26 protein-coding genes, 2 pseudogenes and 1 riboswitch are annotated in these 22421 nt (G+C 67.9%); of the genes and pseudogenes, 14 read left to right on the forward strand and 14 right to left on the reverse strand.

The genetic code is table 11. The features are described from left to right. Positions 1-49: 49 nt before the first annotated feature. A complete protein-coding gene (locus tag GBA63_RS19220) occupies positions 50-1288 on the reverse strand; it encodes an aminotransferase-like domain-containing protein (protein WP_166178727.1) in 1239 nt (412 codons plus the stop codon). Positions 1289-1731: 443 nt separating this feature from the next. Between GBA63_RS19220 and GBA63_RS19225 the strand changes: the two genes are divergently transcribed. The 4 genes from GBA63_RS19225 to GBA63_RS19240 all read left to right on the forward strand — a co-directional run bounded on the left by GBA63_RS19225 (position 1732) and on the right by GBA63_RS19240 (position 3384). Continuing rightward, entirely contained in the window at positions 1732-2016 is a 285-nt protein-coding gene (locus GBA63_RS19225) for a metal-sensitive transcriptional regulator (RefSeq protein WP_166178729.1), read from the forward strand. Between the two features lie 63 nt (positions 2017-2079). Continuing rightward, positions 2080-2487: a hypothetical protein gene (locus GBA63_RS19230; RefSeq protein ID WP_166178731.1), complete on the forward strand. Its 408-nt coding sequence runs from the start codon at positions 2080-2082 to the stop codon at positions 2485-2487. 82 nt (positions 2488-2569) lie between these two features. After that, positions 2570-2980, forward strand: coding sequence for a four-helix bundle copper-binding protein (locus tag GBA63_RS19235; protein WP_166178733.1), 411 nt, complete (start codon positions 2570-2572; stop codon positions 2978-2980). A 104-nt stretch (positions 2981-3084) separates the two neighbouring features. After that, positions 3085-3384, forward strand: a complete 300-nt coding sequence (locus GBA63_RS19240) for a hypothetical protein (protein WP_166178735.1) — start codon at positions 3085-3087, stop codon at positions 3382-3384. Between the two features lie 172 nt (positions 3385-3556). Here GBA63_RS19240 and GBA63_RS19245 read toward each other — a convergent pair whose 3' ends face one another. From GBA63_RS19245 to GBA63_RS19255, 3 genes are read right to left on the reverse strand one after another with little or no spacing between them, the layout of a single operon-like run. Continuing rightward, a complete protein-coding gene (locus GBA63_RS19245) occupies positions 3557-3982 on the reverse strand; it encodes a YqaA family protein (RefSeq protein WP_166180413.1) in 426 nt (141 codons plus the stop codon). Positions 3983-3988: 6 nt separating this feature from the next. After that, positions 3989-4864: a CbtA family protein gene (locus GBA63_RS24595; RefSeq protein ID WP_166178737.1), complete on the reverse strand. Its 876-nt coding sequence runs from the start codon at positions 4862-4864 to the stop codon at positions 3989-3991. A 16-nt stretch (positions 4865-4880) separates the two neighbouring features. Then, entirely contained in the window at positions 4881-5054 is a 174-nt protein-coding gene (locus tag GBA63_RS19255; RefSeq protein ID WP_207956928.1) for a CbtB-domain containing protein, read from the reverse strand. Between the two features lie 71 nt (positions 5055-5125). Beyond that, positions 5126-5345, reverse strand: a riboswitch (cobalamin riboswitch). Between the two features lie 190 nt (positions 5346-5535). Here GBA63_RS19255 and GBA63_RS19260 point away from each other — a divergent pair. Beyond that, positions 5536-7449, forward strand: a complete 1914-nt coding sequence (locus GBA63_RS19260; RefSeq protein WP_166178739.1) for a PA domain-containing protein — start codon at positions 5536-5538, stop codon at positions 7447-7449. A 151-nt stretch (positions 7450-7600) separates the two neighbouring features. Here the strand turns inward: GBA63_RS19260 and GBA63_RS19265 are convergent, their stop codons facing one another. Next, positions 7601-8941, reverse strand: a complete 1341-nt coding sequence (locus tag GBA63_RS19265; RefSeq protein ID WP_166178741.1) for an Nramp family divalent metal transporter — start codon at positions 8939-8941, stop codon at positions 7601-7603. Between the two features lie 100 nt (positions 8942-9041). Between GBA63_RS19265 and GBA63_RS24535 the strand changes: the two are divergent. Together GBA63_RS24535 and GBA63_RS24540 are read left to right on the forward strand one after the other, a co-directional pair. Then, a pseudogene (locus tag GBA63_RS24535) lies at positions 9042-9311 on the forward strand (metal-dependent transcriptional regulator); the annotation flags it as partial. A gap of 34 nt (positions 9312-9345) precedes the next feature. Then, positions 9346-9507 carry a metal-dependent transcriptional regulator gene (locus GBA63_RS24540; protein ID WP_407690860.1) on the forward strand — a complete coding sequence of 54 codons (162 nt, stop codon included), beginning with the start codon at positions 9346-9348 and terminating at the stop codon, positions 9505-9507. On the opposite strand, the pseudogene GBA63_RS19275 reads toward GBA63_RS24540, so the two are convergent. From GBA63_RS19275 to GBA63_RS19290, 4 genes and pseudogenes are all read right to left on the reverse strand, one after another. Further along, positions 9482-10828: pseudogene (locus GBA63_RS19275) on the reverse strand (restriction endonuclease); the annotation flags it as partial. The gene GBA63_RS24540 and the pseudogene GBA63_RS19275 sit on opposite strands and share 26 nt — an antisense overlap. A gap of 362 nt (positions 10829-11190) precedes the next feature. After that, on the reverse strand, positions 11191-11748 hold the full coding sequence (locus tag GBA63_RS19280; RefSeq protein ID WP_166178747.1) for a hypothetical protein: 558 nt from the start codon (positions 11746-11748) through the stop codon (positions 11191-11193). Beyond that, positions 11745-12236, reverse strand: coding sequence for a hypothetical protein (locus GBA63_RS19285; protein WP_166178749.1), 492 nt, complete (start codon positions 12234-12236; stop codon positions 11745-11747). Before GBA63_RS19285 ends, GBA63_RS19280 begins: the two co-directional genes overlap by 4 nt. Continuing rightward, a complete protein-coding gene (locus GBA63_RS19290) occupies positions 12211-13158 on the reverse strand; it encodes a hypothetical protein (RefSeq protein ID WP_166178751.1) in 948 nt (315 codons plus the stop codon). Before GBA63_RS19290 ends, GBA63_RS19285 begins: the two co-directional genes overlap by 26 nt. Before the next feature lie 199 nt (positions 13159-13357). On the opposite strand from GBA63_RS19290, the gene GBA63_RS19295 reads away from it, so the two are divergent. From GBA63_RS19295 to GBA63_RS19305, 3 genes are all read left to right on the forward strand, one after another. Continuing rightward, positions 13358-13564, forward strand: a complete 207-nt coding sequence (locus tag GBA63_RS19295) for a hypothetical protein (protein WP_166178753.1) — start codon at positions 13358-13360, stop codon at positions 13562-13564. Between the two features lie 169 nt (positions 13565-13733). Beyond that, positions 13734-14984, forward strand: a complete 1251-nt coding sequence (locus GBA63_RS19300) for a helix-turn-helix domain-containing protein (protein WP_166178755.1) — start codon at positions 13734-13736, stop codon at positions 14982-14984. 5 nt (positions 14985-14989) lie between these two features. Next, the gene (locus tag GBA63_RS19305; RefSeq protein ID WP_166178757.1) at positions 14990-15508 is read left to right on the forward strand and encodes a hypothetical protein; all 519 of its coding nucleotides are present in this window, start codon (positions 14990-14992) and stop codon (positions 15506-15508) included. A 48-nt stretch (positions 15509-15556) separates the two neighbouring features. Here the strand turns inward: GBA63_RS19305 and GBA63_RS19310 are convergent, their stop codons facing one another. After that, the gene (locus tag GBA63_RS19310) at positions 15557-15730 is read right to left on the reverse strand and encodes a hypothetical protein (protein ID WP_166178759.1); all 174 of its coding nucleotides are present in this window, start codon (positions 15728-15730) and stop codon (positions 15557-15559) included. Between the two features lie 398 nt (positions 15731-16128). Next, positions 16129-16839: a hypothetical protein gene (locus tag GBA63_RS19315; RefSeq protein ID WP_166178761.1), complete on the reverse strand. Its 711-nt coding sequence runs from the start codon at positions 16837-16839 to the stop codon at positions 16129-16131. Positions 16840-17006: 167 nt separating this feature from the next. On the opposite strand from GBA63_RS19315, the gene GBA63_RS19320 reads away from it, so the two are divergent. Genes GBA63_RS19320 through GBA63_RS19335 form a run of 4 tightly spaced genes read left to right on the forward strand, consistent with a single transcriptional unit; the run spans position 17007 to position 20002 of the window. Next, a complete protein-coding gene (locus GBA63_RS19320) occupies positions 17007-17288 on the forward strand; it encodes a hypothetical protein (protein WP_166178763.1) in 282 nt (93 codons plus the stop codon). Positions 17289-17304: 16 nt separating this feature from the next. Further along, positions 17305-17802, forward strand: a complete 498-nt coding sequence (locus tag GBA63_RS19325; RefSeq protein WP_166178765.1) for a hypothetical protein — start codon at positions 17305-17307, stop codon at positions 17800-17802. Next, entirely contained in the window at positions 17799-18932 is a 1134-nt protein-coding gene (locus GBA63_RS19330) for a hypothetical protein (protein WP_166178767.1), read from the forward strand. The genes GBA63_RS19325 and GBA63_RS19330 overlap by 4 nt, the downstream gene beginning before the upstream one ends. Beyond that, a complete protein-coding gene (locus tag GBA63_RS19335; protein WP_166178769.1) occupies positions 18929-20002 on the forward strand; it encodes a hypothetical protein in 1074 nt (357 codons plus the stop codon). The genes GBA63_RS19330 and GBA63_RS19335 overlap by 4 nt, the downstream gene beginning before the upstream one ends. 440 nt (positions 20003-20442) lie before the next feature. Here GBA63_RS19335 and GBA63_RS19340 read toward each other — a convergent pair whose 3' ends face one another. The 3 genes from GBA63_RS19340 to GBA63_RS19350 are packed head-to-tail and all read right to left on the reverse strand — an operon-like array spanning position 20443 to position 22316. Further along, the gene (locus GBA63_RS19340; protein WP_228282180.1) at positions 20443-21099 is read right to left on the reverse strand and encodes a universal stress protein; all 657 of its coding nucleotides are present in this window, start codon (positions 21097-21099) and stop codon (positions 20443-20445) included. Positions 21100-21108: 9 nt separating this feature from the next. Further along, on the reverse strand, positions 21109-22179 hold the full coding sequence (locus GBA63_RS24100; protein ID WP_166178771.1) for an N-acetyltransferase: 1071 nt from the start codon (positions 22177-22179) through the stop codon (positions 21109-21111). Further along, positions 22176-22316 carry a hypothetical protein gene (locus GBA63_RS19350; protein WP_166178773.1) on the reverse strand — a complete coding sequence of 47 codons (141 nt, stop codon included), beginning with the start codon at positions 22314-22316 and terminating at the stop codon, positions 22176-22178. The genes GBA63_RS24100 and GBA63_RS19350 overlap by 4 nt, the downstream gene beginning before the upstream one ends. Positions 22317-22421 lie beyond the last annotated feature (105 nt).

The raw sequence follows: 22421 nt of genomic DNA on the forward strand, positions 1-22421 counted from the left end.
TTCTTCGTTCGGCTATTCGGTTAGGTCTTCGATGCGGCGACGGACCCGCTCAGCAGGCCACGACGCCGACCACGGCCTCCGTGCAGGAGTATCCGGGCGCGCAGGAGCAGACGTCTGAGCCGCACCCGCAGGCGGGCGGACCGGTTTCGTTGTCCCCCATCTTCTCGCGCACTAGGCCGGCCAGGATCTCGACCCCGCGCCGCGCGAGGCGCGGCTCCGCGAAGGAGAAGCTCAGGCGCAGGGCGTTCCTTCCCTCCGTACCGCCCCACCCCCCGGGATAGAAGTCCGCGCCGGGGACGTAGGCCACGCCGCGTTCGGTCGCCTCGGGCAGCATCCCCGCCGCGTCGATACCCTGGGGTAGCGTCACCCAGACGAAGAACCCCCCTGAGGGGCTCGTCCAGGAGACCCCCTCCGGCATGAACTCGCCGAGGGCGCCGAGCACGGCGTCCCGACGTTTCCGGTAGCGTCGCCCGAGCCTTCCCAGGTAGGTCTTCCATTCACCGCTCGCGAAGTAGGCGGCGGTCACGGTCTGAGAGAGGACCGAGGGGCCGAGGTCGGCGCCCTTCCTGGCGGCACGCATCGCGCCGAGGATCTCGGGGTGGGCGTGGATCCACCCGAGCCTGACCCCGGGCGCGAAGACCTTGGAGAAGCTGCCCAGGTAGACCACGCGCTCGGGTCCCCCGCGCTCGCGCATCTCCAGGGCGGCCAGGGTCGGCACGGCGTCCCCCTCGTAGCGCAGGAGGCCGTAAGGGTTGTCTTCGAGGATCAGCGCGTCGTGCTCACGCGCGATCTCGAGCAGCTCCCGCCGCCGCTCGAGCGCCATCGTCGCGCCGGTCGGGTTCTGGAAGGTCGGTACGACGTAGATGAACTTGGCCCGGTAGCCGGCACGACGCTCGTGCGAGAGGATCTCCCGGACGGCCTCGACGTCGAGGCCCCGACGGTCCACAGGCGCCGTCATGACACGCGGCCCGTACGAGGAGAAGGCCTGAAGGGCCCCGTGGTAGGTTGGCGATTCGATCAGGACGAGGTCGCCCTCCTCCAGGAACGCCCTGCCCGCGAGGTCGAGACCCTGTTGCGCCCCGCTGGTCACCGCGACGTGCTCCGCGCCGACCGGCGTGCCCTCGGCAGTCATTACTTCGGCGACCGTCTCCCGCATCACCCCCGTACCGTCGGTGGAACCGTACTGCAGCGCCGCAGCGCCGTCCCCGACCACGGCCGAGGCCATCTCCCGTAGCGTCTCTTCCCCGAAGATCGACGTGTCGGGGTGCCCGCCAGCCAGAAACACCACGCCGGGCTTCGGCGCACGGCCTCCCGCACCCCCGTGCGCCGCACGCGACCCGCGAAGAGGGGGTCGAAAACGCCCGCGACGCTACCTCTCTGGAACACCACCGTTATCCTCCTCTTCGACCTCGGCCGGACCCGACACGTGGGCCAACGGCACTCCATTACCTAACCATTTCTCAAGCACTATACCATACCCCCCTATAGTATTTCAAGAGAGACTTTGCCCCTGCTGCCTCGCGGTGATCGCTTCGAACGCAGCTCCACCTCTGTGCCAAGGGGCGTCGTAGCTGGCCTCCGGGTTCGTCGGGGCTTCGGTGTCTACAGGACGCAAGAAGACCTGGTCGGAACCGCGCGACGAAGCTGGGCGGTCCCTGCCAGGCGGGGTTTGCCCAGGGGGTATGATTGCTGAATACTTGCCATTGTCTAGATATCCCGGGGGTAAATGGGTTGCAGGGGTACATAAAGGCGCAGAACAAGGAGAAGCTGGCCCGGCGTTTGGACCGCATAGAGGGCCAGGTGCGGGGCGTCAAGAGGATGGTGGAGCGTGAGGCCTACTGCATAGACATCGTCACGCAGATCACCAGCCTCGTCGCCGCCTCCGACAAGGTCGCCTCCATGCTGATAAAGGACCACGTGGAGCACTGCGTGAGGGGCGCGATGCGGGACGAGGATAAGGCGGACGAGAAGATCGCCGAGCTCACCGCCGCCGTCGAGCGGTTCTTGCGGGTTTAGGCCAGGATCCTGAAGGATCGGTTTGGGGACCGCGTGGCGCGGGGAACGGTGAGCGCGATGCCAATGGGGACGAGGTTCACTCGGCGTACCCGGACGAACCTTTGGGTTCCGTCCGGAGGCGCGTGCGCGGCGTTCCTCCTGGCGATCGCGCTGCTGCTGTGCCACGGCATCTTCGGAGCCGAGCACCTTACCCCCCCGTACCACGCTGGCGCGACGGACCACGTCGAGCGGTCACCGCTGCTCACCGTCGAGGACGAGCTCGGGGGATGGCCTCCCCTCGACGGTGGGGACGACGCAGCATACTACGCCACGCTCCTCGCGGCCCTTCTCCTGCTCGCGGCCGTGCTCGGTCCCGGCCTTCCGGTCGTCCTGTGCGGGGTGCGCGGGCACCGGATGTCGTTCTGCCATCCTCCCCGCGTGCCCCCTCCCCGCGGCCCCACGGCCCCGCTGCTCCAGGTGTTCCGCCTGTAAGTCACCGTGCACTGAGACGCTTCACCGAGAGCGGGGCAAGAATAGCTCCGCCCGCAAGGAGACGAGCGAGGAAAGGAGCCGCATGGTCACTTACGCGCGGCAAATCATCCAGAACAGCCCCAATCAGGCCCTCACGGACGACGTCGTGCTGGTCGAGTGCATAGAGGCGTGCTTCGACTGCGCCCAGGCCTGTACCGCCTGCGCCGACGCCTGCCTCGGCGAGGGGGACCCGGCCGGCCTGGTCAAGTGCATCCGCGACGACCTCGACTGTGCCGACATCTGCGTCGCCGCGGGCAGAGTGCTCTCGCGTCAGGCGCAGCCGAGCGCTGCGGTAACCCGGGTGGTCCTCGAAGCCTGCGCGGCGTCGTGCAGGCAGTGTGGGGATACGTGCGCCGAGCACGCCGAGCATCACGAGCATTGCCGGGTGTGCATGGACGCCTGCCGCCAGTGCGAGGTCGCCTGCAACAACGTCCTCTCCGCCCTGGCCACTTAGGGGTAACCCCTGGCTCCCCGGAACTGCCCGCTCTACGGGTCCGCGTGCGTGCGGCGCGCGGGCCGTGGCGTCTGTGACGCCGTAGGAATAGGGAGGATCCCGCCGTGAGGAAGAACGCTCCAGCGCTGCTGGACCCCCCGTGGGTGTTCGCAGTGGCCGGCCTTCTCGCGTCTTTGTCCATCGGCCTCGTCGCGGCCATGGCCAGCTACCTTGCAAGCCTGATAGTCCCCGAAAGCACCGTCGCACAGCTGGTTCCATGGGCGGTCTACCTCGTCGCGGCGGCAGCGCTCAGCGTCTCGAGGATCGCCGTGGCGGGCGACAAAAAGAGGCGACTCCCATGGCCTTTCGCCCTGGGTGTGCTGTCCGGCCTGGCGCTTTTCGCCTCCTACTACTGGCCGGCCTGACAAGATCACGCCAGTCTACGTGAAGGGCATGCAGCCTCGCAGGCATCGGTTTGTGGTGCCTCCCCTTGCTGCCAACACTAACCACGTCGCGCGGCGGCGAGGCCCGTTTCGCGCGGGCTGCCGGCGAGGACGCCGGTCTGGCGTCGGAAACCCGGTGGCGCGATGCAGGCGGTCACCAGAGGGTGGACGCCGCCAGGGCCACCGCCGCGTACCGCACGCCCTTGCCGAGCGTCACCCAGAACACGAAGGCGCCGAACGGCACCCGCGTCATCCCTGCGAGCGCGACCAGCACGTCACCTAAGACCGGGAGGGGGGACAAGAGCAGGGCCGGCCCGCCGTGGCGCCGGAGCAACCGTGCCGCCCGCGCTTCCCCGGCCGAAGCTTCCCAACGACGGCCGAAGACCCTGGAGGACTTGCGGCCGAGCCAGTACGTCGTGCAGGCGCCGAGGACGTTGCCCGCGGTCGCCACGAGCAGCGGCCCGACAAGCTGTCCCCGGGCGCCGACGGCCGCGGCCAGCGCCGCCTCCGAGCCTAGCGGCAGCGCGGTCGCGGCCAGGAAGCTCCAGGCGAAGAGGCCCGAGTGCGCGAGAACCGACAGGGCCGTCTACCTTCCCGCCGGGCCGGCGGGAGACGGGGTTGCGCGTTCCCGTCTCCCGCCGGCCTCTCGACTCAAAGCGCGAGAAGCCGGGTTCAACACGGTGCCCGAAAGCGGGCGAGACGACCTAAGGGATCGCCGACCCGGCGCTCGAAGGCCGGTCTCACCTTCTCCGCCCGTCTCCGGAGCGCCACCTTCACGAGACCTCTCTCCGGGCAGCTCGTTCGCAGAGGGCTCCGAAGAGCGCATCGAGCCCGGTCCAGAAGACGAGCAGCGTGCCCAAGGAGGAGAGCCGGAAGTCCCACAGCAGGCCGGCCGGGAACCCGCCGGGGTCCGCGCTGTCCGGTAGCACGGCGAAGAGCACCAGCACGCGGAGACCGCGAGCACGAGCCCCACCGCCACGTGGCGGACGGGGGCGCTCACGCCCCTACCACGGAGGGCCCTGGCCGCGTCCCAGGCCGCCAGCACCGTCAGGAGGGAGAGCGCCACCATCGCGAGGTAGGCGCCGGTGCGCCCGACGATGGTGGCCGGGTCGCCCACGGTCGGGGGGTTAGCCGGGTCCTTCAGGAAGGGTATGAGGATCGCCCCGGTGAAGATCGCGGCCGCCAGCGAGAGGCTTCGGGTCCAATCGCTCTCCGAGACCAGGTGCCCGCGAAAGTGGGCGAACACCAGCGCGAACAGCCCTCCGACGAACGATCCTGCGAGCCCCGTGACGAAGAAGAGCCCGACCTTCTGGGCCATCCGGCCGACGAGTTCGGCGTCGGGCTGACCCCCGGCCGCGCCCTCCAGCTCGACCGCCCGGTCCAGGGCCGACTCCCCGAAGAGGAGCGCGAAGAGCCCCGCCAGAAGGTCCGCCGCGAGCCCCCGACGCAGGTACGCCGCCACCGCGTAGGCTCAGCCCCTAGTGGCAGGGGACGGCCATCAGGTGGCGGCCGTCGTGGGCAAGCTCGTGCAGGCAATCGGTGGCCCCCGCCGCCTGCCCGAGCAGCGGCGCGAGCAGGGCCCCGCTGGCGAAGAGGAGCAAGAAGAGCGCGACGACAAACAGCGCCGCCAGGAGCCAGGCCCACAGCAGCAACCTCCCGGACGGGCCGGCGCTCCTGGGTAGGGCTCTCCATCGAATCCTCCTCGGGACCCTCGCCCCGGTCGGGTGTTTGAGGGCGGCGGGCCGGTATCCTGGCTCCCGGATCCACGCTCACCCCGGCCTTCCCACCGGCCTGGTCTCAGGCTGCCAGTGGCCCCACGCAGGGCTCGCTCCCCGGTCACAGTGGCGGGACCGCGCCGGACTCCAAACTGGCTTCCCGGGCTCACCGCCCTTCTCACGTGGTCGGCAATATACAGGCCGGATAGCCGCCGGGCAACAGCACCGGCGGGCCTCTTGGAACGCGGTGTCCCGCCGCCGGCTTCTCGTTCCGGCGCGGGCAAGGCTCCGGACGCCGTCGGCCGGCCTTGTGCGCCACGTGGCATACGTGTATGCTTCCCGCCATCTTCGGTGCTCGACGAAGGCGCGGGGCGTCGTGTAGGGCCTGGGGCCGCAAAAGAGAGAACGGAGAAATCCCTTGCGTAGGAGAAGATTGTTCTTGCTGGCCTCGTTCGTGTTGGCAGTTTTGGTTTCGGCCGCCGGTGTAGCGCTAGCGCAGCCGAGCCTGGATGAGCAGCAAACCGTCCAGGCCCAAGAACAGCAGCAGGCCAGCCTGCTCGACGACAAGGAAGGGGTCATTGACACTGCCGGCGAGGCCCACGCCGAGCACGACGAGCAGCACGGCGGCCAGCAGGGCCACCTGCCGCCGAGGCGGAAGGACATCAGGGTGGTGGGCAAAGCCGCGATAGATTCGCCCGTCGAGGGCAGGGTCTCCGACGTAGGGGTCTTCGGCAACTACGCCTACCTCGGCGCGTTCAACGAGCCCGACTGCCAGAGGGGCGGCGTCTACGTCTTCAACACAAAGGACCCCACCTCCCCCAGGCAGGTCAACTTTATCGAGGCGGCGCCGGGGTCCTACGTCGGCGAGGGCGTGCAAGTCGTGTACGTGACGACGCCCAAGTTCGACGGCGACCTGCTGATCCACAACAACGAAATCTGCTCCGACGATCCGGCCGCGGAGGGCGGCGTCTCGCTCTACGACGTCAGCGACCCGAGGAACGAAGAGAAGCTCGCTAGCGGCGTTGGCGACGAGGATCCTGAAGCCGCGGCCGGCACCGGCGCCCACCAGGTCCACAGCGCCTTCGCCTGGGACGTGGGCAGGAAAGCCTACGCGGCGCTCGTGGACGACGAGGAGGGTGCCGACCTCGACATCATGGACATAACGGACCCGCGCGCGCCGAAGCTTATCGCCGAGTACGACCTCAACGAGCGGTTCCCGCAGATAGTTCAGGAGGACCTCGGCACCGCCGAGTCATTCCTGCATGACATGGTCGTCAAGAAGATAGACGGCCGGTGGGTCATGAGCGCCTCCTACTGGGACGGCGGCTACGTCACCCTCGACGTCACCGATCCGACGAACGCCACCTATCTAGCCGACTCGGACTTCAAGAACCCGGACCCCGAGGCCAAGGAGAGCGGCCTCACCGTCGCGCCCGAGGGCAATGCCCACCAGTCGGAGTTCTCGCTTAAGAACAACTTCATAGTCGCCGCGGACGAGGACTTCTCGCCCTACAGCGTGGAGGCCCGCAACACAACCGACGACGCCGAGTTTGACGCCACCCAGGGCTCGGACACCCCGCAGGTGGACGCCGACCGCTCCCTGGAGGGTCAGACCGTCTTCGTGGGGCGGGCCTGCACCACAGACACGGCGGTCCCGGCTGGAGACGGCTCCCAGGTCGCCGTCGTCGAGCGCGGGGTCTGCGGCTTCACCGAGAAGGTCCAGAATGTCGAGAACGCGGGCGGCTACGCCGGTGTGATCGTGATGAACCGCGAGGGCCCGGACGCCTGCTCCGACCTCTTAAACATGGACGTCCAGGGCACCATTCCCGCCCTCTTTGTCGGGCGCGACACGGGCTTCGCCTTCTTCGACGCCGCCTACGACGAGGACGCCTGCCGGGTGGGAGACGGCACGGCCCAGGCACCCATAGAGGTCGGCACGACAGGCGACACCGTTAGCGTCCGGGCGGTCTTCGACGGGTGGGGCTACGCGCACCTCTTCCGCAACGGGGAGGGCAAACTCCGCGAGCTCGACACCTACGCCATCCCCGAGGCCCACGACGAGCGCTTCGCCGAAGGCTTCGGTGACCTCTCTATCCACGAAACCGCGATGAGCGGCGAGCGCAACGACCTGGCGTACCTCTCCTACTACTCGGGCGGCTTCAGGGTCGCGAAGATCCAGAACGGCAACCTCCGCGAGGTCGGCAGCTACGTCTCCAGAGGCGGCAACAACTTCTGGGGCGTGCAGACCTTCGGGAAGAACGGCAAGGAGTACGTCGCGGCAAGCGACCGCGACTACGGCCTCTACGTTTTCGAGTACACCGGCCCGCGTTAAACGGTCGGCGCCGTGGCAAGCGGGGGCAGTCCTTCGGGGCCGCCCCCTTTTCGTGGCGCGCAGAGACCGGGGTCAAACCAGATGGGAGGCCGCGCGGCCTCCCGGCAGCCCCAAGGACGGGCATTGGGAGGAGCGGTGTGTCGCGTCGGGTTCAGCCGGCGAAGAAGGTCTGGTAGAGCAGGAAAACGTTCAGGGAGACGATGAGCGCCACCACGACCGCGGCTATCGTCGTGGTGAGGCGATGGTTGACCAGGGCGCCCATCACGTTACGGTTGCGGCAGAAAATTAGGAGCGGGATCAAGGCGAACGGGATGCCGAAGGAGAGCACCACCTGGCTTATGACCAGCGAACGGCTGGGGTTGAGGCCCACGGCCAGGACGATCAGGGCCGGGGTCATCGTTATCAGGCGCCTGAGCCACAGCGGGATGCGGCGGTTTATGAAACCCTGCATGACGACCTGCCCGCTCAGGGTGCCGACCGAGGAGCTCGAGAAGCCGGACGCGAGCAGCGCCACCCCGAAGAGGGTCGCCGAGAGGCCGCCGACCTGCTCGCCCAGGGCGACGAAGGCCTTGTCTATGTCGCCCACCCCCGTGAGGCCCTCCGCGTTGAAGAGGGCGGCGGCCATGATGAGCATGCTGGCGTTGATCGTCCCGGCTATGGCCATGGCGATCACCACGTCCACGAGCTCGAATCGGAAGATCTTTTTCCTCTCCGCGTCGGTGCGGCCCACCACCCTCCTCTGCGTGAGGGCGGAGTGGAGGTAGATGACGTGGGGCATCACCGTGGCGCCGAGGATGCCCGCCGCCAATAGCACGCTGTCGGTGCCCGCGAACTGCGGGGTGAAGAGCCCGGCCAGTATCCTGTCCCCCTCCGGCTGGGCGTAGAACATCTGGAACGCGAAGGAGAGAACTATCACCCCCACGAGCGCTGCGATGCCCGCCTCCAGCGGCCTGAACCCCCGCCGCTGGAGCTCCAGGATGGCGAAGGCCCCGACCGCCGTCAGGAGCCCCGCCGGAAAGAGCGGGATGCCGAAGAGGAGGTTCAGGGCGAGGGCAGCACCTATGAACTCGGCGAGGTCGGTCGCCATCGCGATCACCTCGGCCTGCACCCACAAAAACAGGGTGACGGGCCTCGGGAAGCGCTCGCGGCAGACCTCGGGTAGGTTCTTGCCCGTCGCGATACCCAGCTTGGCCGACATGGACTGTATGAGCATCGCCATCAGGTTCGCGGTAAGGATCACCCACAAGAGCATGTACCCGTAGCGCGCCCCGCCCGCGATGTTGGTTGCGAAGTTGCCCGGGTCGACGTAGGCCACCGCCGCGATGAACGCAGGACCCAAGAACGGCCACAACCGCGCCAGCCCCCTGCGCTTGCCCCTCAAGGAGGCGTGCGCCGCCCTCGCCGTGGCACTCTCGCCCGGCAGGACGCTCTCGACTATCCCGTTGCCGTTGTTCTCCTTTGGGTGCTCGCTCACGCACTCCCTTTCCGGCATTACAAATTAGTCATGTCTAACAATAATATCTGTTTGTTCAAAAAGTCAAGATTCTCGACACTTGATCCAGGAATTTTGGTCGACTAATATGGACGGCAAGATGGACGGCGCCACGATACCCCGGTCCCCCTCATCCTCGGTAGGCGACTACTTGAAGGCAATATGGGAATCTGCCGAGGCGGGGCCGGCCTCCACCAAGGAAGTTGCAGAAAGGCTCTCGGTGTCGAAAGCGTCGGTCACCAACATGTTCGCGCGTTTGCGGGAGATGGGGCTCGTCGAGTACGAGCGTTACCGGGGCGCCTCGCTGACCGAGGAGGGCCGAGTCGAGGCGCACGGGTTGATCAGGCGCCACCGCCTGATCGAGACGTTTTTGCTGGAGCACCTCGGCTTACCCGTGGGAGGAGGTGCACGGGGAGGCCGAGAGGCTGGAGCATGCCGTCTCCGACTCCTTCACCGAGCGGCTGGCAGAACTCCTCGGGCACCCCGAGCGCGACCCCCACGGCGACCCCATCCCCGGCGCGGACGGGACGATCGCACGGCCTTCCTGTAGCGCTTGGCCTGCATGATCGTCTTGCCGCCCTTGAGAGGGTCGGGGTTTATCACCACGGCGTCGACGCCCTCGTCGCGGCTGGCCCGGGTGACGTTGACCTCGGTGCCCTCGTCGGAGAAGACCTTCTCGAAGACGTCGCGCACGAGCATCTCGAAGTCCTGCCAGTCCATCGTGATCAGGTTGCTCCCCGCCTCGAGCTCGTCGAGCACCTCGCGCGCCTCGATGAACCTGGGGTCCTCCCGCTCTATCCTGCGTATGGGCGCCACCGGCTTGAGAGAGGCGAGCCGCGAGGCGCCCAGGCCCTTGAGCTGCCTGAAGCAGGCCTCCGGTTTCACCCTGCTCAGGTCGATCTCCGAGAAACCCTCGCGCTCGGCCTCGCAGGAGGCGATGCACGAGCGGAAGTCCCTGCCCGTGCTGGGGTCCACCCCCTGCACCCAGCCGTTGACCACCGCCGCTTCGCAGACCCCGGCGTAGTCGCCCTCGAAGACCTCGTGGAGGGTCCTGAGGACGGTCTGGTAGACGAGCCCGTCGTAGTACCCCTGGAAGTCAGAGTCCTTCATGCGGGCCTCGTCTACCGTCTTGCGCGAGGCGACGTACTTGTACTGGACCACCCGGGGCACCGCCTCCGGCGAGGGCAGCTCCAGGTCCACCACGACCGTCCGCTCCTCGGGCCGGTACTGCACGCCGAACTCCCGCGGGAAGCCTTGCGGGTAGGCGGAGTTGGCGAGCACGAGCGAGACGTACTTCTCGACCGACTCGGGCTCCCCCGACTCGTAGCCCTGGCGAAGCCCTTCGACCTCGGCGTTCTTCGCCGCCCGCTCTTCGTCGTGGCGCCTCTCCGCCTCCTCATGCTCTCGCTTCAGCCTCCGGTACTCCTCGCGCGCCGCGTCCTCGGCCGCCTCCCGCTTGGCGGCGAGTGAGGGCCTAAGCCTCTCAATGAGGACCCTCTTCTCGGGTACCCCGAGGCGCGTCGCCACTTCCTCGGGCGTCGGAGGTGTCCCCGGATAGGGATCGCGGTCCTCGAGGTCTTCCCAGTCTATGCGGTCGTCCACGGCCATAGTAGCCTGGAGGATGCCGCGGTGCTCCTCGATGCGGGCCAGAGCGTCGTCGGTCGCAAGCTCCGCGCGCTCCTTCAAGTCGGCGACCGCCGCCCGTTCGCGAGCGCGTTCCTCTTCCTGGGCCCACCGAAGCACCTGCTCCGTGGCCTTGGCCTCGACCTCCCTGGGCGTGCGCCCGGTCACGCGCTTATGCTTGCCCAGGTACTCGTTGCCTATCTCGACGTAATAGCTGTGGCCGGCCACCCGCCCCTCCCCATCGACTCGCCGATCGATACGCATTCCACTATATCAAGGGGGCCACTTCGGGCGCTATCGTGATAACCGAAGGGTAATCACTAACTTGCTTTCGACCTTGGGCGCTTTCAGAAGAGCTTCCCTTCAGGAGTCACCGGGTCTCCTAGTAGATCTCGTACGCCAAGAATCACCCGTCATCATTCGCTGGACCCTCCGCCTCGAAGCTCCAGGGGTACTTAGGGCGTGAGGATCAATTGGTTTGCGCTGAACCGAGGAGCCGTTCGCTCTCTGCCATCCACGTGGCTGTCACAGTACTACTCTGGAAAAAATGAACGGCAAGGAGATCCTCTACCGGACTGGATGGTCGCTAAGTTCCGTGGGGGAAACCGTCATCCGGAACGGAGGTGCTATCCAGAGGCCTTCCTGTTCGACAGCTCGACCAACCGGGGCACGACGTAGTCTCTGATCCATCTGAAGGGCGGGAACTCGAGCTCGTAGCCGACCGCCCGGACGTACCTGGCCCGCGCCTCCTCCATCCGCGGGAAGCTGAGGGCCACGCCGAGGGGCATCTCCTCGTCCTTAGAGATGGGCGCCGTGTTCCAGGCCTCCGTCATCGCGGAGCCCGCTTCTTCTCTCGTGGCCCGGAGGAGGGAGTCGTAGACCTCCGTGACGCGGTGAGATTGGATGCGTACCCAGTTCTTGTGGAACAGGAGATCCTGCTGGACCTCGTGTATGAACTCGGCCATACGACCGCGCACCTCCGGCGTCGAGCCCTGCTGGCGCCTGATCCGGTAGGGCAGCTCCGCGTAGCGCTCCACGGCGGCGAGGGCTTTGGCGAAGTCCTTGCGCCGCGCATCCTGCCGCGCCTGGTACTGGTTCACGGTCAGCACCACGAGCGCCACCAGGCCGGTGACGATCGCGGCGATTACCGGCCCGCTTACCCCGGCCGAGGTCGAGGCATTCAACCGGCGGCCCCCGCCTCGTTCGCGGTCTCCTCGGCTTCCTCCTCGCCGGGATGGATCTCGGGACCGAGCCACTCCCCGACGTCCCACCCGCCGGTCCGCCTCCAGTACTCTTCGCGGAAGAGGTGGAGGCGCGCCATCTCGATCAGGCCCACCAACCGGTGCTCTGGCAACCAGCGGAGCTCCGGTGGATCGGCCGGGTACCACATGCACAACCTCCTCTCGCCGTACCTGTGCGGCGACTCCGTGGGCCCGTCGGCGAACACCTCCACGCACGACGCCGGTTCGCCGGCCTTGAAGACTATCGTTATCCGCCGCGCCTCGTAGACCTCGAGGTCGAGGTCCAGTTCGTAGGTGAGCTTTTTCGCCGATCCTGAGATCTCGATGCCGGGGTACCGCGATCGGATGCCGGCCTCCATGCGCCCCCGGGCGGCGACGTCCCGACGCCACCAGGGCGCTTTCAGATTACCGGGTCTGCTGGTTCTTATCACCGAAGGACCTCGCCGACGGGATGTCCTCCCTGAGCTTGCCGGAGACGCTCAAACCGCCCGCTCCGCGGTACACCCAACCGTTGCCCTTGCGGGCTCCGGCCGCGATCTCGGCCTCCAGGTCTTCGCCCTTGGGAGGATTAACGGCGACGGGCAGGACCTTCGACCAGTTGCGCTGGGCCTGCGCCGTCTGCCCGTCGGCGTCGAACTCCAGCGCCTGCTCGGCGAGCTCGGCAAGACCTTTGAACTTCCTGGCCGCGTCCTTTCTACGAGGCACGTTCATCTTTATCGGGCCGGAGACGCCCGCCGGGTCCTCGGTGAGTCCCTCATTCAAGCTATCCGCGGCGTGCCGGAGGAACAGGGCGAGCCCTTCGGGCAGGGAGACCTTCTCGGCGACGGCCTCGAGGCCGAGTGCCGCGACGTTGAAGGAGACGATGGTCTTGCCGTTGTGGGCGTTGGCGTGCTTCGCCAGACGCAAGATCCTCGCGAACCGCGAGTCGGTCTTCTTGTTGCGCGCGACTATGAGCTCGACGTGAGGCTCGGGGTCTGAGGGGTCCCAGCCGTCCTCGTCGAGGTCGGGGATATACAGCCTGCCCTCGTACCGCCGGATGGCGACTATCAGGTCGGCGGTGAAGTTGTCGCCGCCTGGCTGGATAGGCTCCATGAAGTTGACCCTGATGGCCCGGTGCCCCCCGGTGAAGAAGCTTACCTTCGGGTATTTTTCTTTCAGCCGGGTCCGGAGCACGCCCCTAACCGTTTCCACCATCGCGCGAGGCCCCTCCCCGTCGGGACCCAGGTCTTCGTAGACCCTCCGGTCGAGGACCACCCCTGCGTCGGCATCGTTGAGGGGGTCGTTCTGGGTGGCGTGCGCCAGGGAACCCGAACCGAAGGTCCGCAGGGTGTCGAATTCTTCCTCGACTATCACCCAGAGCTCGTCCCGCCGCTTTCGGCCTCCTTGAGTACCCCGTCCGGCACGGCGATGCGCCCGCGGGCCCCTTCGAACAGTTCGTTTACGGTCATATGACCCTCCAGGTACTAGGTTTCAACACAACTCTTCCATAAATGTTCATTTATGGTACCATAGGGAAGCGGAAGACGAGAGTGGCGGAAACGGGAGGCACGGGATGGCGAAGACGCCGAAGAACCACGGCAAGGACTGGACGAAGAGCGAGGTGAGTCAGCTTCAGAAGCTCGCCAAGGGGAACACCCCAACCGGGCTGGCGGCTTACAAGCTCGGCCGTACGGAGGACGCCGTCAGGTCGAAGGCCAGCGACGAAAACATCTCGCTTAAGCCGACCAATCAATCGCCGTACAACAGGCGCAAGAAATAAGCCGGCTATCTAAGCCTTTCACCACAACTTACGGCAAATCCACAGCCCTGTAGCGGGCTCGCCCGAACAATGGCGAGGCCACACCGCGGTGCCCACGGGTCCGATGCTGGATCGGGTTTGACTGCGGGGTAGACGGGGCACCAGCAAACGCACGAAAGGAGGGTAGGTCGTGGCCATCACGCACGAGGAGCTTGCCGGGCGGCTCAAGGCGGCCCGGGAGAACGCCGGGCTGACGCAGCAGGAGGTCGCCGAGGAGGTTGGGATGACCCGACTCGCGGTGGTGCGCATCGAGGCCGGCAGGCGCGCCGTGAACAGCCTCGAACTGGCGGAGATGGCGCGGCTCTACGGGCGCGGCATCTCCGAGTTCCTCGAAGAGGGGGTATTCGAGGAGGACCCGCTGGCCGCCCTGTTCAGGGCGGCCCCCGGCTACGCGGAGGACCCCAAGCTCAAGAGGGAACTGCTGCGGTGCGTCGAACTGTGCCGCGAGGCCACGAATTTGGAGGGGCTTCTGGGGCTCTCCTCCTCGTCCGCCTCCCTCGTTGGGTACGAGTTCAAGGGCCTTTCTAGTCGCTGGGACGCCGTCAACCAGGGGCGGTACATCGCGGAGCAGGAGAGGAACCGCCTGGACCTGGGGACGTCGCCCACTTGGGAGGTGGCCGAGATCGTCGCCCGTCAGGGAGTGCGGGTGACCGAGTACGATATGCCGGACGCCGTGTCCGGGCTCTTCTTTCACAGCGAGGACACGGGGTTCGCGATCGTTATCAACCGGGGGCATTCCCGGAGCCGCAGGCTGTTCTCCTACGCCCACGAGTACTGTCACCTGCTCGCCGACCGCGACCGCTTCGGCGGCATAAGCCACGCGGGGAACAGGAGCGAGCTGGCGGAAGTGCGCGCCAACGCGTTCGCGGCACATTTCCTGATGCCCGAGGCCGGCGTGAGATCCTTCCTCAAGACGCTCGGCAAGGGCGAGGGAACCCGGCAGAACCTCGAGATCTACGACGAGTGGGAAGGGGTGCCGGCGCAGAGGCGGACGCCCACAGGCAGCCAGGAGGTGCGGGTCCACGACGTCGTCGGCCTGTCCCACCACTTTGGCACGAGCTACGAGGCTGCGCTCTACCACCTCCTCAATCTGGGCATCATCAGGAAGGACACCTTCGATGCCCTCTGGGAGAGCAAGGGAGCCCAAGGGCCCATCCGTCGGGCCTTCCGCATACCGGAGTGGGACGAGGCGTTCCGCTTCGACCTCGCCGAACAGCTGCTGTCGCTGGGTTTCGAGGCCTACAGGCGGGAGGAGATCTCGCGCGGCAAGCTCATGGAGCTGGCAGAGAAGACGGGGGTGGAACGCGAAGAGATAGAGGAGGCGCTCTACGACGCCCAGCCGCGGCCGGAGCCGATCGAAGCGATACTCCCGGGCGAATAGCAGGCGTGGGGCCTGCCTCGGACGAGCGAGTGCTGGTCGTCGCCGACGCCAACGTGCTCATCAATTTCTTGCGGGCGGGGCGCCTGGACCTGCTGCGCCACCACGGAGGCTACAAGATCGTCGTCACCGAACACGTGCGCGGGGAGGTGGCCTATCCCGACCAGGCGGCCGAGTTGGCGGCGGCGCTCTCGGCGGGGGACATCGGGGAGATCCAGGTGACCGACCCCGTCGAGCTGGAGATCTTCGCCGAGCTGAACGCCGTCTTGGGACGCGGAGAGTCGGCCTCCATCGCCGTGGCGTCGAACCGCGGCTGGGTGATCGCGATGGACGAACTCGGCCGCGCAAGGCGGGAAGTCCACGAGCGGGTCGGAAGAAACCGCCTCATCAACACGCCCGGCCTCATCCTCAGTTGCGTCCGCGACGGCGCCATCACCGTGCCCGAGGCGGACGGCATCAAGGAGAGGCTCGAGTCCCAGGGGCAGTCCTTTGCCGTTAACTTCGGGAGCTTCGGCGACCTGCTGTGAATTCTGAGTTCGTCCTGCGAGGCTACAAGCGCCTCGACCCGAGGCGTCTCACCCGTCGCCATCTTCGGCCGGATACCCGTACAAGGTGGACCTGTCTACCCAGAGCATCTCGCCCACCGCCGTCGGGGAATACGCTCCCTCCCCCTTGAGCCTGCCGGCCAAGCTCACCTTGTACTCGCCGAGCATCCTGGGCCCCGCCGTGGCGCTCCTGCCGAAACGCAAGTCGGAGCGAATATCGGGCCCAAGCGATCGAGACGTAGTTTCGGGACCGCTACCCGGAGTTGCGAGACGTCTTACCGAGAGAAATACTTTCCGTCCTAATACTCTCCCCCTAATATTGACATCGAAACTCTAAAGGATTCGGACGTCGGCATAATCCGGTCGTAGAGGATCTCGTAGGTTCGGCGGTCCATCCCGAGCGTCTGGGGGTCTCGACCTCTAGGCAGATCCCGCCGTCGGCGGCCTCCACGAACCGACCCACGTCATCGGACATGTACACCGCGCCGCCGCCGGAGGGTATCTTGCCGATCGTGTGTTCAACGGCCGACGCTTTGTCCCGCCGGTAATCGGGGACCGGCTTGGACAAAGAGGACTCGCCCGCCGGCAGCGGGCGGAGGAGATCACGCGCTCCCTCTGACCCACCAAGTCTTCGGCTCCGAAAGGGGCTCTATCGGGCCGGCCGTGACGAGGGAGGTCGCCACCGATTCGAGGATGTCGCCAACCCAGGCGACGTCGAAATGGATCAGGCGACGCACCCGCCGATCGGGCGGCCTGATGAAGTTGACGTAGCTCACCCGCGCCGGCCAACTCGTCTGCGCGAACTCGCTTGCGGGCTCCGAGAGATGGTACTCGTGGGTGTAGGCCGACCGGACGTGCTCGTAGAACACCCGCCCGTAGCTTAAACGCCTGAGCCCCTTGGTAGCGAGATCGGGGTCTAGCGCGACTAGTTCGGCCTCGGCCTGGTCGATCTCGTCGCCTACGAGCACCCGCGAGTCGTTGCCCGGAGCGAAAATGCCGGGGCGGCTGGCCCGCACCTTCTCGATGATTGCCGTCTCCCCCTCCTCCCGCAGAGCGTCGAGGAGGAGCGGCACGCTGACCCTCCCCGCGTTCAGCGCCGGATCGGAGAGGGTGAACCAGGCCTCCACGAAGCGGACCATGTCCCGTCCCTTGCCTGGCGAGGCGTCCGAGGCGAAGCCGCTGAGCACCGCCGAGAGGACGAGGATGGCGTCGGCGTAGGTGCCGCCGCACTCGTCGGCGTCCAGGCGCTTGGCAAGCTCGACGCGGCCGTTCACCCACTCGTGGAACTCGGCGATCCGGTCTGCTTGGGACATGCCTGCTGATTATATAGCCCCGCGTTGCGCTGCCCGACGCCTAGTTTGAACCACCGACACGATTCTCTTTCGCCCGCGAACGGCCGCGGGTGCTACGCTTCCTGGACGGGACAGCGCGCCGGAGACCGTTTCGGACCCGGCAGGGCAGAGGAGGATCAAGGATGCCGATGAGGGCTATTTACCGTGAGGGAAGGTTCTACCCCTCGGCGGTCTGCGACCATTGCGACGCGGAGATCGAGGACGCGGGCAAGGCTACCGCCCTCTGGGACCCGGACTCCGGGGAGGCTTTCTTCGTCCACAAGCCATGCAACCGGGCCTTCGAGTCCTCCTTCGGCGGGCGCTTGTGGTGGGAGCCCCTGGACTCGTTCTTGCAGCGAGTCCTGCGCAACTCCGGGTTCCGGCCCGACAAGGCGAAGGAGAAGGCGGAAATGCTGGGGCAATTGCCGTGAGGGGAGGAGCGTCGTCTTGAGCGAATCGTCGGGTGACAACAGGCCATTGGTGCGCAAGCGGTGGCGGGTGGTGTTCGAGGTGGAGGCGACCGGGCGCGAGCTCACCGACGAGGTGGCGCGCGAGCACGCCCGCTCGTACTCGAACGCCGAAGAGGTATTAAGCCGTGACAGCTACTGGGAGGACGTCGAGCGCCAGCGCAGGCTGCTCCGGGCGATGCTCGCCGATCCTGGGATGATCGACGCGTGGCTCGGGCACGAATCCTACGCCCTCTTCGAGGGCGGCGACGCCGCGCGGGCGCTCGAAGAGTCGGACACCTTCATAAGAAGCGGCGGGCTCGACGGCGACTGGGAGATCCTCCGGAACGCGCTCGGACGGTTGTCCGACGAGGACCGGGCGGTCCTCGAGCGGGCGAAGGACGCGGAACTGGTCTACGAGAGCACCGACGTGCTCTCGGAGTGCTTCGACGCGAGGATCGTCGGCGTCGAGGTCGAGGAGGGGACGGACGGGACTTGACCTGGCTCTACGACAGGTTGCTCGCGGAGGAGACGCGCACCATAGTCGCGGGGTACGACTCCGCCGAAGACCGCGCGGAGTCGGGGCTGCTCCCCGACCTCGTGGTGCTGCGCGCGCCGAGGGACGTGGCCGGACTGGTCGTGTCCGATGGCGAGAGAGGACCCGACTTTCAACCTCCCGACGAGGAGCGACAGAGGGCGCAACCGATGCGGTTCGCCTGCGCCGACGACGCGCCCCCTTTCGCCCCGCCGCTAGCGGAGGCAAGTGTCTACTTCGTAGAGCACCTCGACGAAGACGGCACCGCGGGCGGCCACCTGGTCGCCTTCACCGACTTCGCGCGCCACGCCTCACCCGGCTACCTGCGCGGACAGATCGGTCAGGCGGGAGCGGAGGGGGTAAGCGAGGAGGACGCGAGGAGCGCGCTTTCGGCGGTCGTCGCCGGGGCCGAGGGCGCCGCGGAGCTGGACGCCCCCGATGGTAGCCCGTTCCCGGGCGTCGAGGCGGCCACGGAGGAGATAGCGCGGCTGGACGACGAAGGGTTGGCCGAGCGCGCAGGACGCCTCGCCCGGGCGGTCCGCTGGACCGCGCTTCTGAGCACCTACACGGAGACCGAGAGCAACGTCCTGGGGCCGGTCTACTCCTGGCAGGCCTACCTGGCGCCCGACGGCAGGATAGCGAGGGTCGGGGAGGGCGATGACGCGCATTTCTTGATGAGGGGGTTCCCGGTGGGCGGCCTGTCGGGGGCCGGAGAAGATGCCGCGGAGGCCGAAGAGATGCTGGAGACGGTGGCCAGCTGGAACCTCACGCCGACGCTCTTCACGCTGGGACTCTACAACTGCGAGAACGTGGTCGCGCGGGCCGCCGCGCCGGACCACGCCGAAGGGCAGGCGTTCTTCGAGCGCTACGGGCGGCGCGCGTCCGCGTACTTCCGGCCGGAGGTGCGTGCGGTCGCCGGGCAGGAACGCTACTCGAGGCCACGCGGCGAGGCCCTGATCGCGTCGCCGTTGGCGGGCGGGGAGTTCTGGCGCCGCCCGCTGGCGGACGACGAGTACGAGGCCTCGGGCACGGTCTGGGTGCCACGCGCGCGGGAACGGGCCGGTAGTAGCGCCGCGCGAGGCGAGATGACGTGAGCCGGCTCTACGACAGGGTCGTTACGGCCGCGGGAAGCCGGGACCTAGGGGACCTCGACGCCGCGGAGATGGACTCCCTGGAGCGGGCCAGGGGGAAGGTGGTGCGCGCCGACGAGATCGCCGAGTACATGCGGGGCCTCGCCGGCGGCAAGGGTTGGGACCTCTTCGGCGACTTCCCCCGCGTCGTGCCGCCCTTCGACAGGACCTTCATCGAGTTCCGCCACCGCCAGGACGGCCAGGTGTGGGCGCTCGGGCTTCTGTTCGAGCGGGAAGACCTCTTCCACGGGGTCCCGTTCGAGGAGGCGCTGGCCACCGTCGGGGAGGGGCGCCTCGACAGCGTCGTGAGCTGGGCGAGGGCGCGACTCTCGGGGGGCATCGAGACCGTGGAGGACCTCGAACGGATCGCCTCCCACGGGAGGCCGTCCGGCCTGTCGGCGACCGCGGCGGGCGCCGAGCAGGACGGGCCCTCGGGGAGCGGCGGGGCGCCGCGGGGGCTCAGGCGCCGCTACGAGGACGTCGCGGCCCGTGCCCGGTGGGCGTGCCGGGCGAGCCTCTTCTTCGAGCAGCACAAGGGCAAGCCGGCGGGCCCGATGCTGCGGTGGAGGATGCTCGTCGCGCCTGACCAACGCGCCGTCGGGCGCGACGACGGGGAGCCCGCGCTGGACTCGGAAGCCGCGACGGGCGGCGAGGGGGCCAAAGACGGTCTCGGCGCGGCCATTCTCCCCGCGCTTTTCGCCATAAGCCTCATGCAATGCGACAACGTCGTCGAGCGCGCCCACGAGCCGCCCAATAAGCTCTCCAAAAAGTTCGAGAAGCGGACGGGCAGGCCCCTCACCCGCTACTACACCCTCGAGATAGAGCCCATGAAACGCGTCCTGAGGCACGAAGGCCGGGTGGAGGACCTTGGCCTGAGGAGGGCGCTGCACATATGCCGCGGACACTTCAAGACGTACACAGAGGAGAGACCGCTCTTTGGCAGGTACGCGGGCACCTTCTTCTTCCGGGACCACGCCAGGGGCGCCAAGGAGAGCGGCGAGGTCGAGAAGGACTACGACGTAAAGACCCCATAACGGCCCGTTACGGGAGCGTCAGGGGCACCGCGGCCGTGAATGTTTATTCGCCCTCGTAACACCGCCCCGAAACCGGCCCCGGATCACGCGCTGGCGACGGCAAGATGGAGGCCATCAGCGCCCTGCGGGTGGCCCGCCGCTCGGCGGTGAAGGCCAGGACCCAGGCGGCAAACTAGCTCAAGGCGCTGCGCGTCACCGCCCCGGACGAGCTGCGCGACCGGCTGCCCGTCCTCCGGGTGGCGGACCTCGTGAGGATGGCCTCCCGCTTCCGGCCCGACGGGGATCCCGAGGGCGCGGCCGAAGCGACCAAGTTCGCCATGAGGTCGGTGGCCCGCCGCTGCCGGGAGGCTACCCGCCCACGCCGACCCTGTGCGTTCGCCGAACGAGGCGTTGGTCTTCGAGCCACCCTGGCCCGGCGGAAGGTTCGAGACGCCTCTGACTCAACGCCTCCCGTTTCGTGCTCCTCGGACGATCAAGACCGGGCAACGGGCGTTCCGGACCACTCTGTCGGAGACGCCGCCCGTCAAGGCGCGCCGTAGCTTACCCCGCCGTCGGCCGCCCAGGACGATGAAGCCGGCACCGATCTCCTCGCTCACCTCCAGAATCGCGTCGGCGGGACGACCGCTCATTCTGAGGTGGGTCCTGGCGACGATCCCACCGGCGTCCTCGATCTTCGCGACCTGTTGATCGAGGCATCCCTGCGCCTCTTGCCTTAGCCATTCGACCAGGCCCTCGTGACGTTCAAACCAGGGCGGGTGCCCCCGCCCGACGTGGACCACGTGCAGCGCCGAGTCGGTCGACGCGGCGAGGGTCATCGCCACCAGGGGAGCCGCGTCCGATTCCCTCGAACCACCGGCGGCCAGGAGGACCCTCCCGGGTGAGACCGCCATCCCGTCTTTGCCCTTCCCCTCGAGCACCTCAACCGGTGGACGACGGAGAGTCGTTGCGGTGCCAACGCCCCGGTGGCCGTGACGCGGGAAGCCCGTGTGCTTGGGGCGCACGCCGGCGGGCCCACGGGTGGCCGAAACGGCGCGCGCGAAAGGGGCGCCGTTTCCGCCAACACCTTTGTCGCCCTTCGCGTCTCTCTCGTCCCTCACCCGTGCCTCCTACCTGACCCAAAATGTCATCTCGCCGTCCCCCGCGCTGTAGGACCAGTGGGCGGGGTGCAATGCCGTCTCGTGCATCCCGGGGTCGGCGAACCTGACCAGCAGCGTGTGACGTCTCTCCTCGCGCGAGAAGAACCCCAAGCTCCACAGGTCCTCGGCCTGGGGCGAGGTTGCGGACTCCACGAAGCGGTACCGCACGATGTACGCGCCCGCCTTCGCGAAGTGCCGCACCGCCTCCCTCAGCAGCGAGCGGGCGACGTCGCGGCGTCCCGGCCGCACCGTGAGGTCGAGCACGTGGCCGTCCCCGCCCTCCCGGGTGACCCGCAGCACGGCGTAGCCGAGCAGGGCCTCCCCCGCCCTTACGCCGAGGACGGTCACGGGGACGGCGGGCGAGCCGGGACCGTAGCGCCACCGCAGGAACGCCGCGTCCTTCTCCGCGAGGCAGGGGATGGCGGCGGCGACCCCCTCGAAGAGGTCGTCGAACGACCCGTCGAACCCGCCCAGGGCATCGACCTCGTGCTTGCCCGCGAAGACCCCGCCCAGGACGCCGTCGAGCGCCCGAAGCCCCCGGGTGGCGGACCCTAGCAAGGGCCGGAGCCGCGCGGGGGCTCTCGGCACCCTCGAGAGGTCCAGCAGCTTCGCGTCGTACCGCAGCCTGCCCGCCTTCTCGGCCCCGAGCCGCGTCTCGACGGCCATGGCCTCCCCCACCTGGTCCAAGGAGACACGGTTCTCGGCGACGCGGAAGAAGCGGCGCATCAGCGAGATGGCGTGGAAGCCGTACCCCGGCAAGACCTGGAAGTCCGCCGGGGTGTGGGCGACGACCCGCTCCCCGTTCACGCGGTAGTATTGGGGCACCGCCGCGAGGTGTCCGACCACCTCGTCTTCCTCCGTCGCCACCACCCAGCGGCGCATGTGCTCGTCCGCCAGCGGGTGGCTCGCCAACCACCCCCAAACGGAGCGGTGCCACGCGGTATCGTGGGCCTCGGGATGGTCGGGGTAGACGAGCGTGCGCAGCCTGTCCACGCCGCGCAGGAGGTCCTCGCCCTCGAGCGGCCTGACGGTCGCCTTCATCGTCCTGCCCCCCTCACCCGCGCGCCTTCCCGTCCCCCACCCTCGACCTCGGCCCTGCCGACGGGCTCGGCCCGCGCCATGAGCCCGTCGGTGTAGTAGTCCGGCGGCGCGCAGTCCCGCGGCGCGCAGGTCCGCAACCCAGGCCCGCGCCCGCCACCTCCGGCCCACCGTCTTTTTCGCGTCCTCGAGTCCCAAGCTGTCACACCCGCTGTCGGTGGTACGGTCTTCTCTTGCCGCGGGAC

Origin of the sequence: Rubrobacter tropicus, assembly GCF_011492945.1 — a bacterium.
GTDB classification, from domain to species: domain Bacteria; phylum Actinomycetota; class Rubrobacteria; order Rubrobacterales; family Rubrobacteraceae; genus Rubrobacter_D; species Rubrobacter_D tropicus.

Excerpts from the sequence above, each read along its gene's own strand:
- GBA63_RS19230 (WP_166178731.1), top strand. The coding sequence starts at position 2,080 with ATGGGGACGAGGTTCACTCGGCGTACCCGGACGAACCTTTGGGTTCCG.
- GBA63_RS19235 (WP_166178733.1), top strand. The coding sequence starts at position 2,570 with ATGGTCACTTACGCGCGGCAAATCATCCAGAACAGCCCCAATCAGGCC.
- GBA63_RS19265 (WP_166178741.1), bottom strand. The coding sequence starts at position 8,941 with ATGCCGGAAAGGGAGTGCGTGAGCGAGCACCCAAAGGAGAACAACGGC.
- GBA63_RS19295 (WP_166178753.1), top strand. The coding sequence starts at position 13,358 with ATGGCGAAGACGCCGAAGAACCACGGCAAGGACTGGACGAAGAGCGAG.
- GBA63_RS19315 (WP_166178761.1), bottom strand. The coding sequence starts at position 16,839 with ATGTCCCAAGCAGACCGGATCGCCGAGTTCCACGAGTGGGTGAACGGC.
- GBA63_RS19320 (WP_166178763.1), top strand. The coding sequence starts at position 17,007 with ATGAGGGCTATTTACCGTGAGGGAAGGTTCTACCCCTCGGCGGTCTGC.
- GBA63_RS24100 (WP_166178771.1), bottom strand. The coding sequence starts at position 22,179 with ATGAAGGCGACCGTCAGGCCGCTCGAGGGCGAGGACCTCCTGCGCGGC.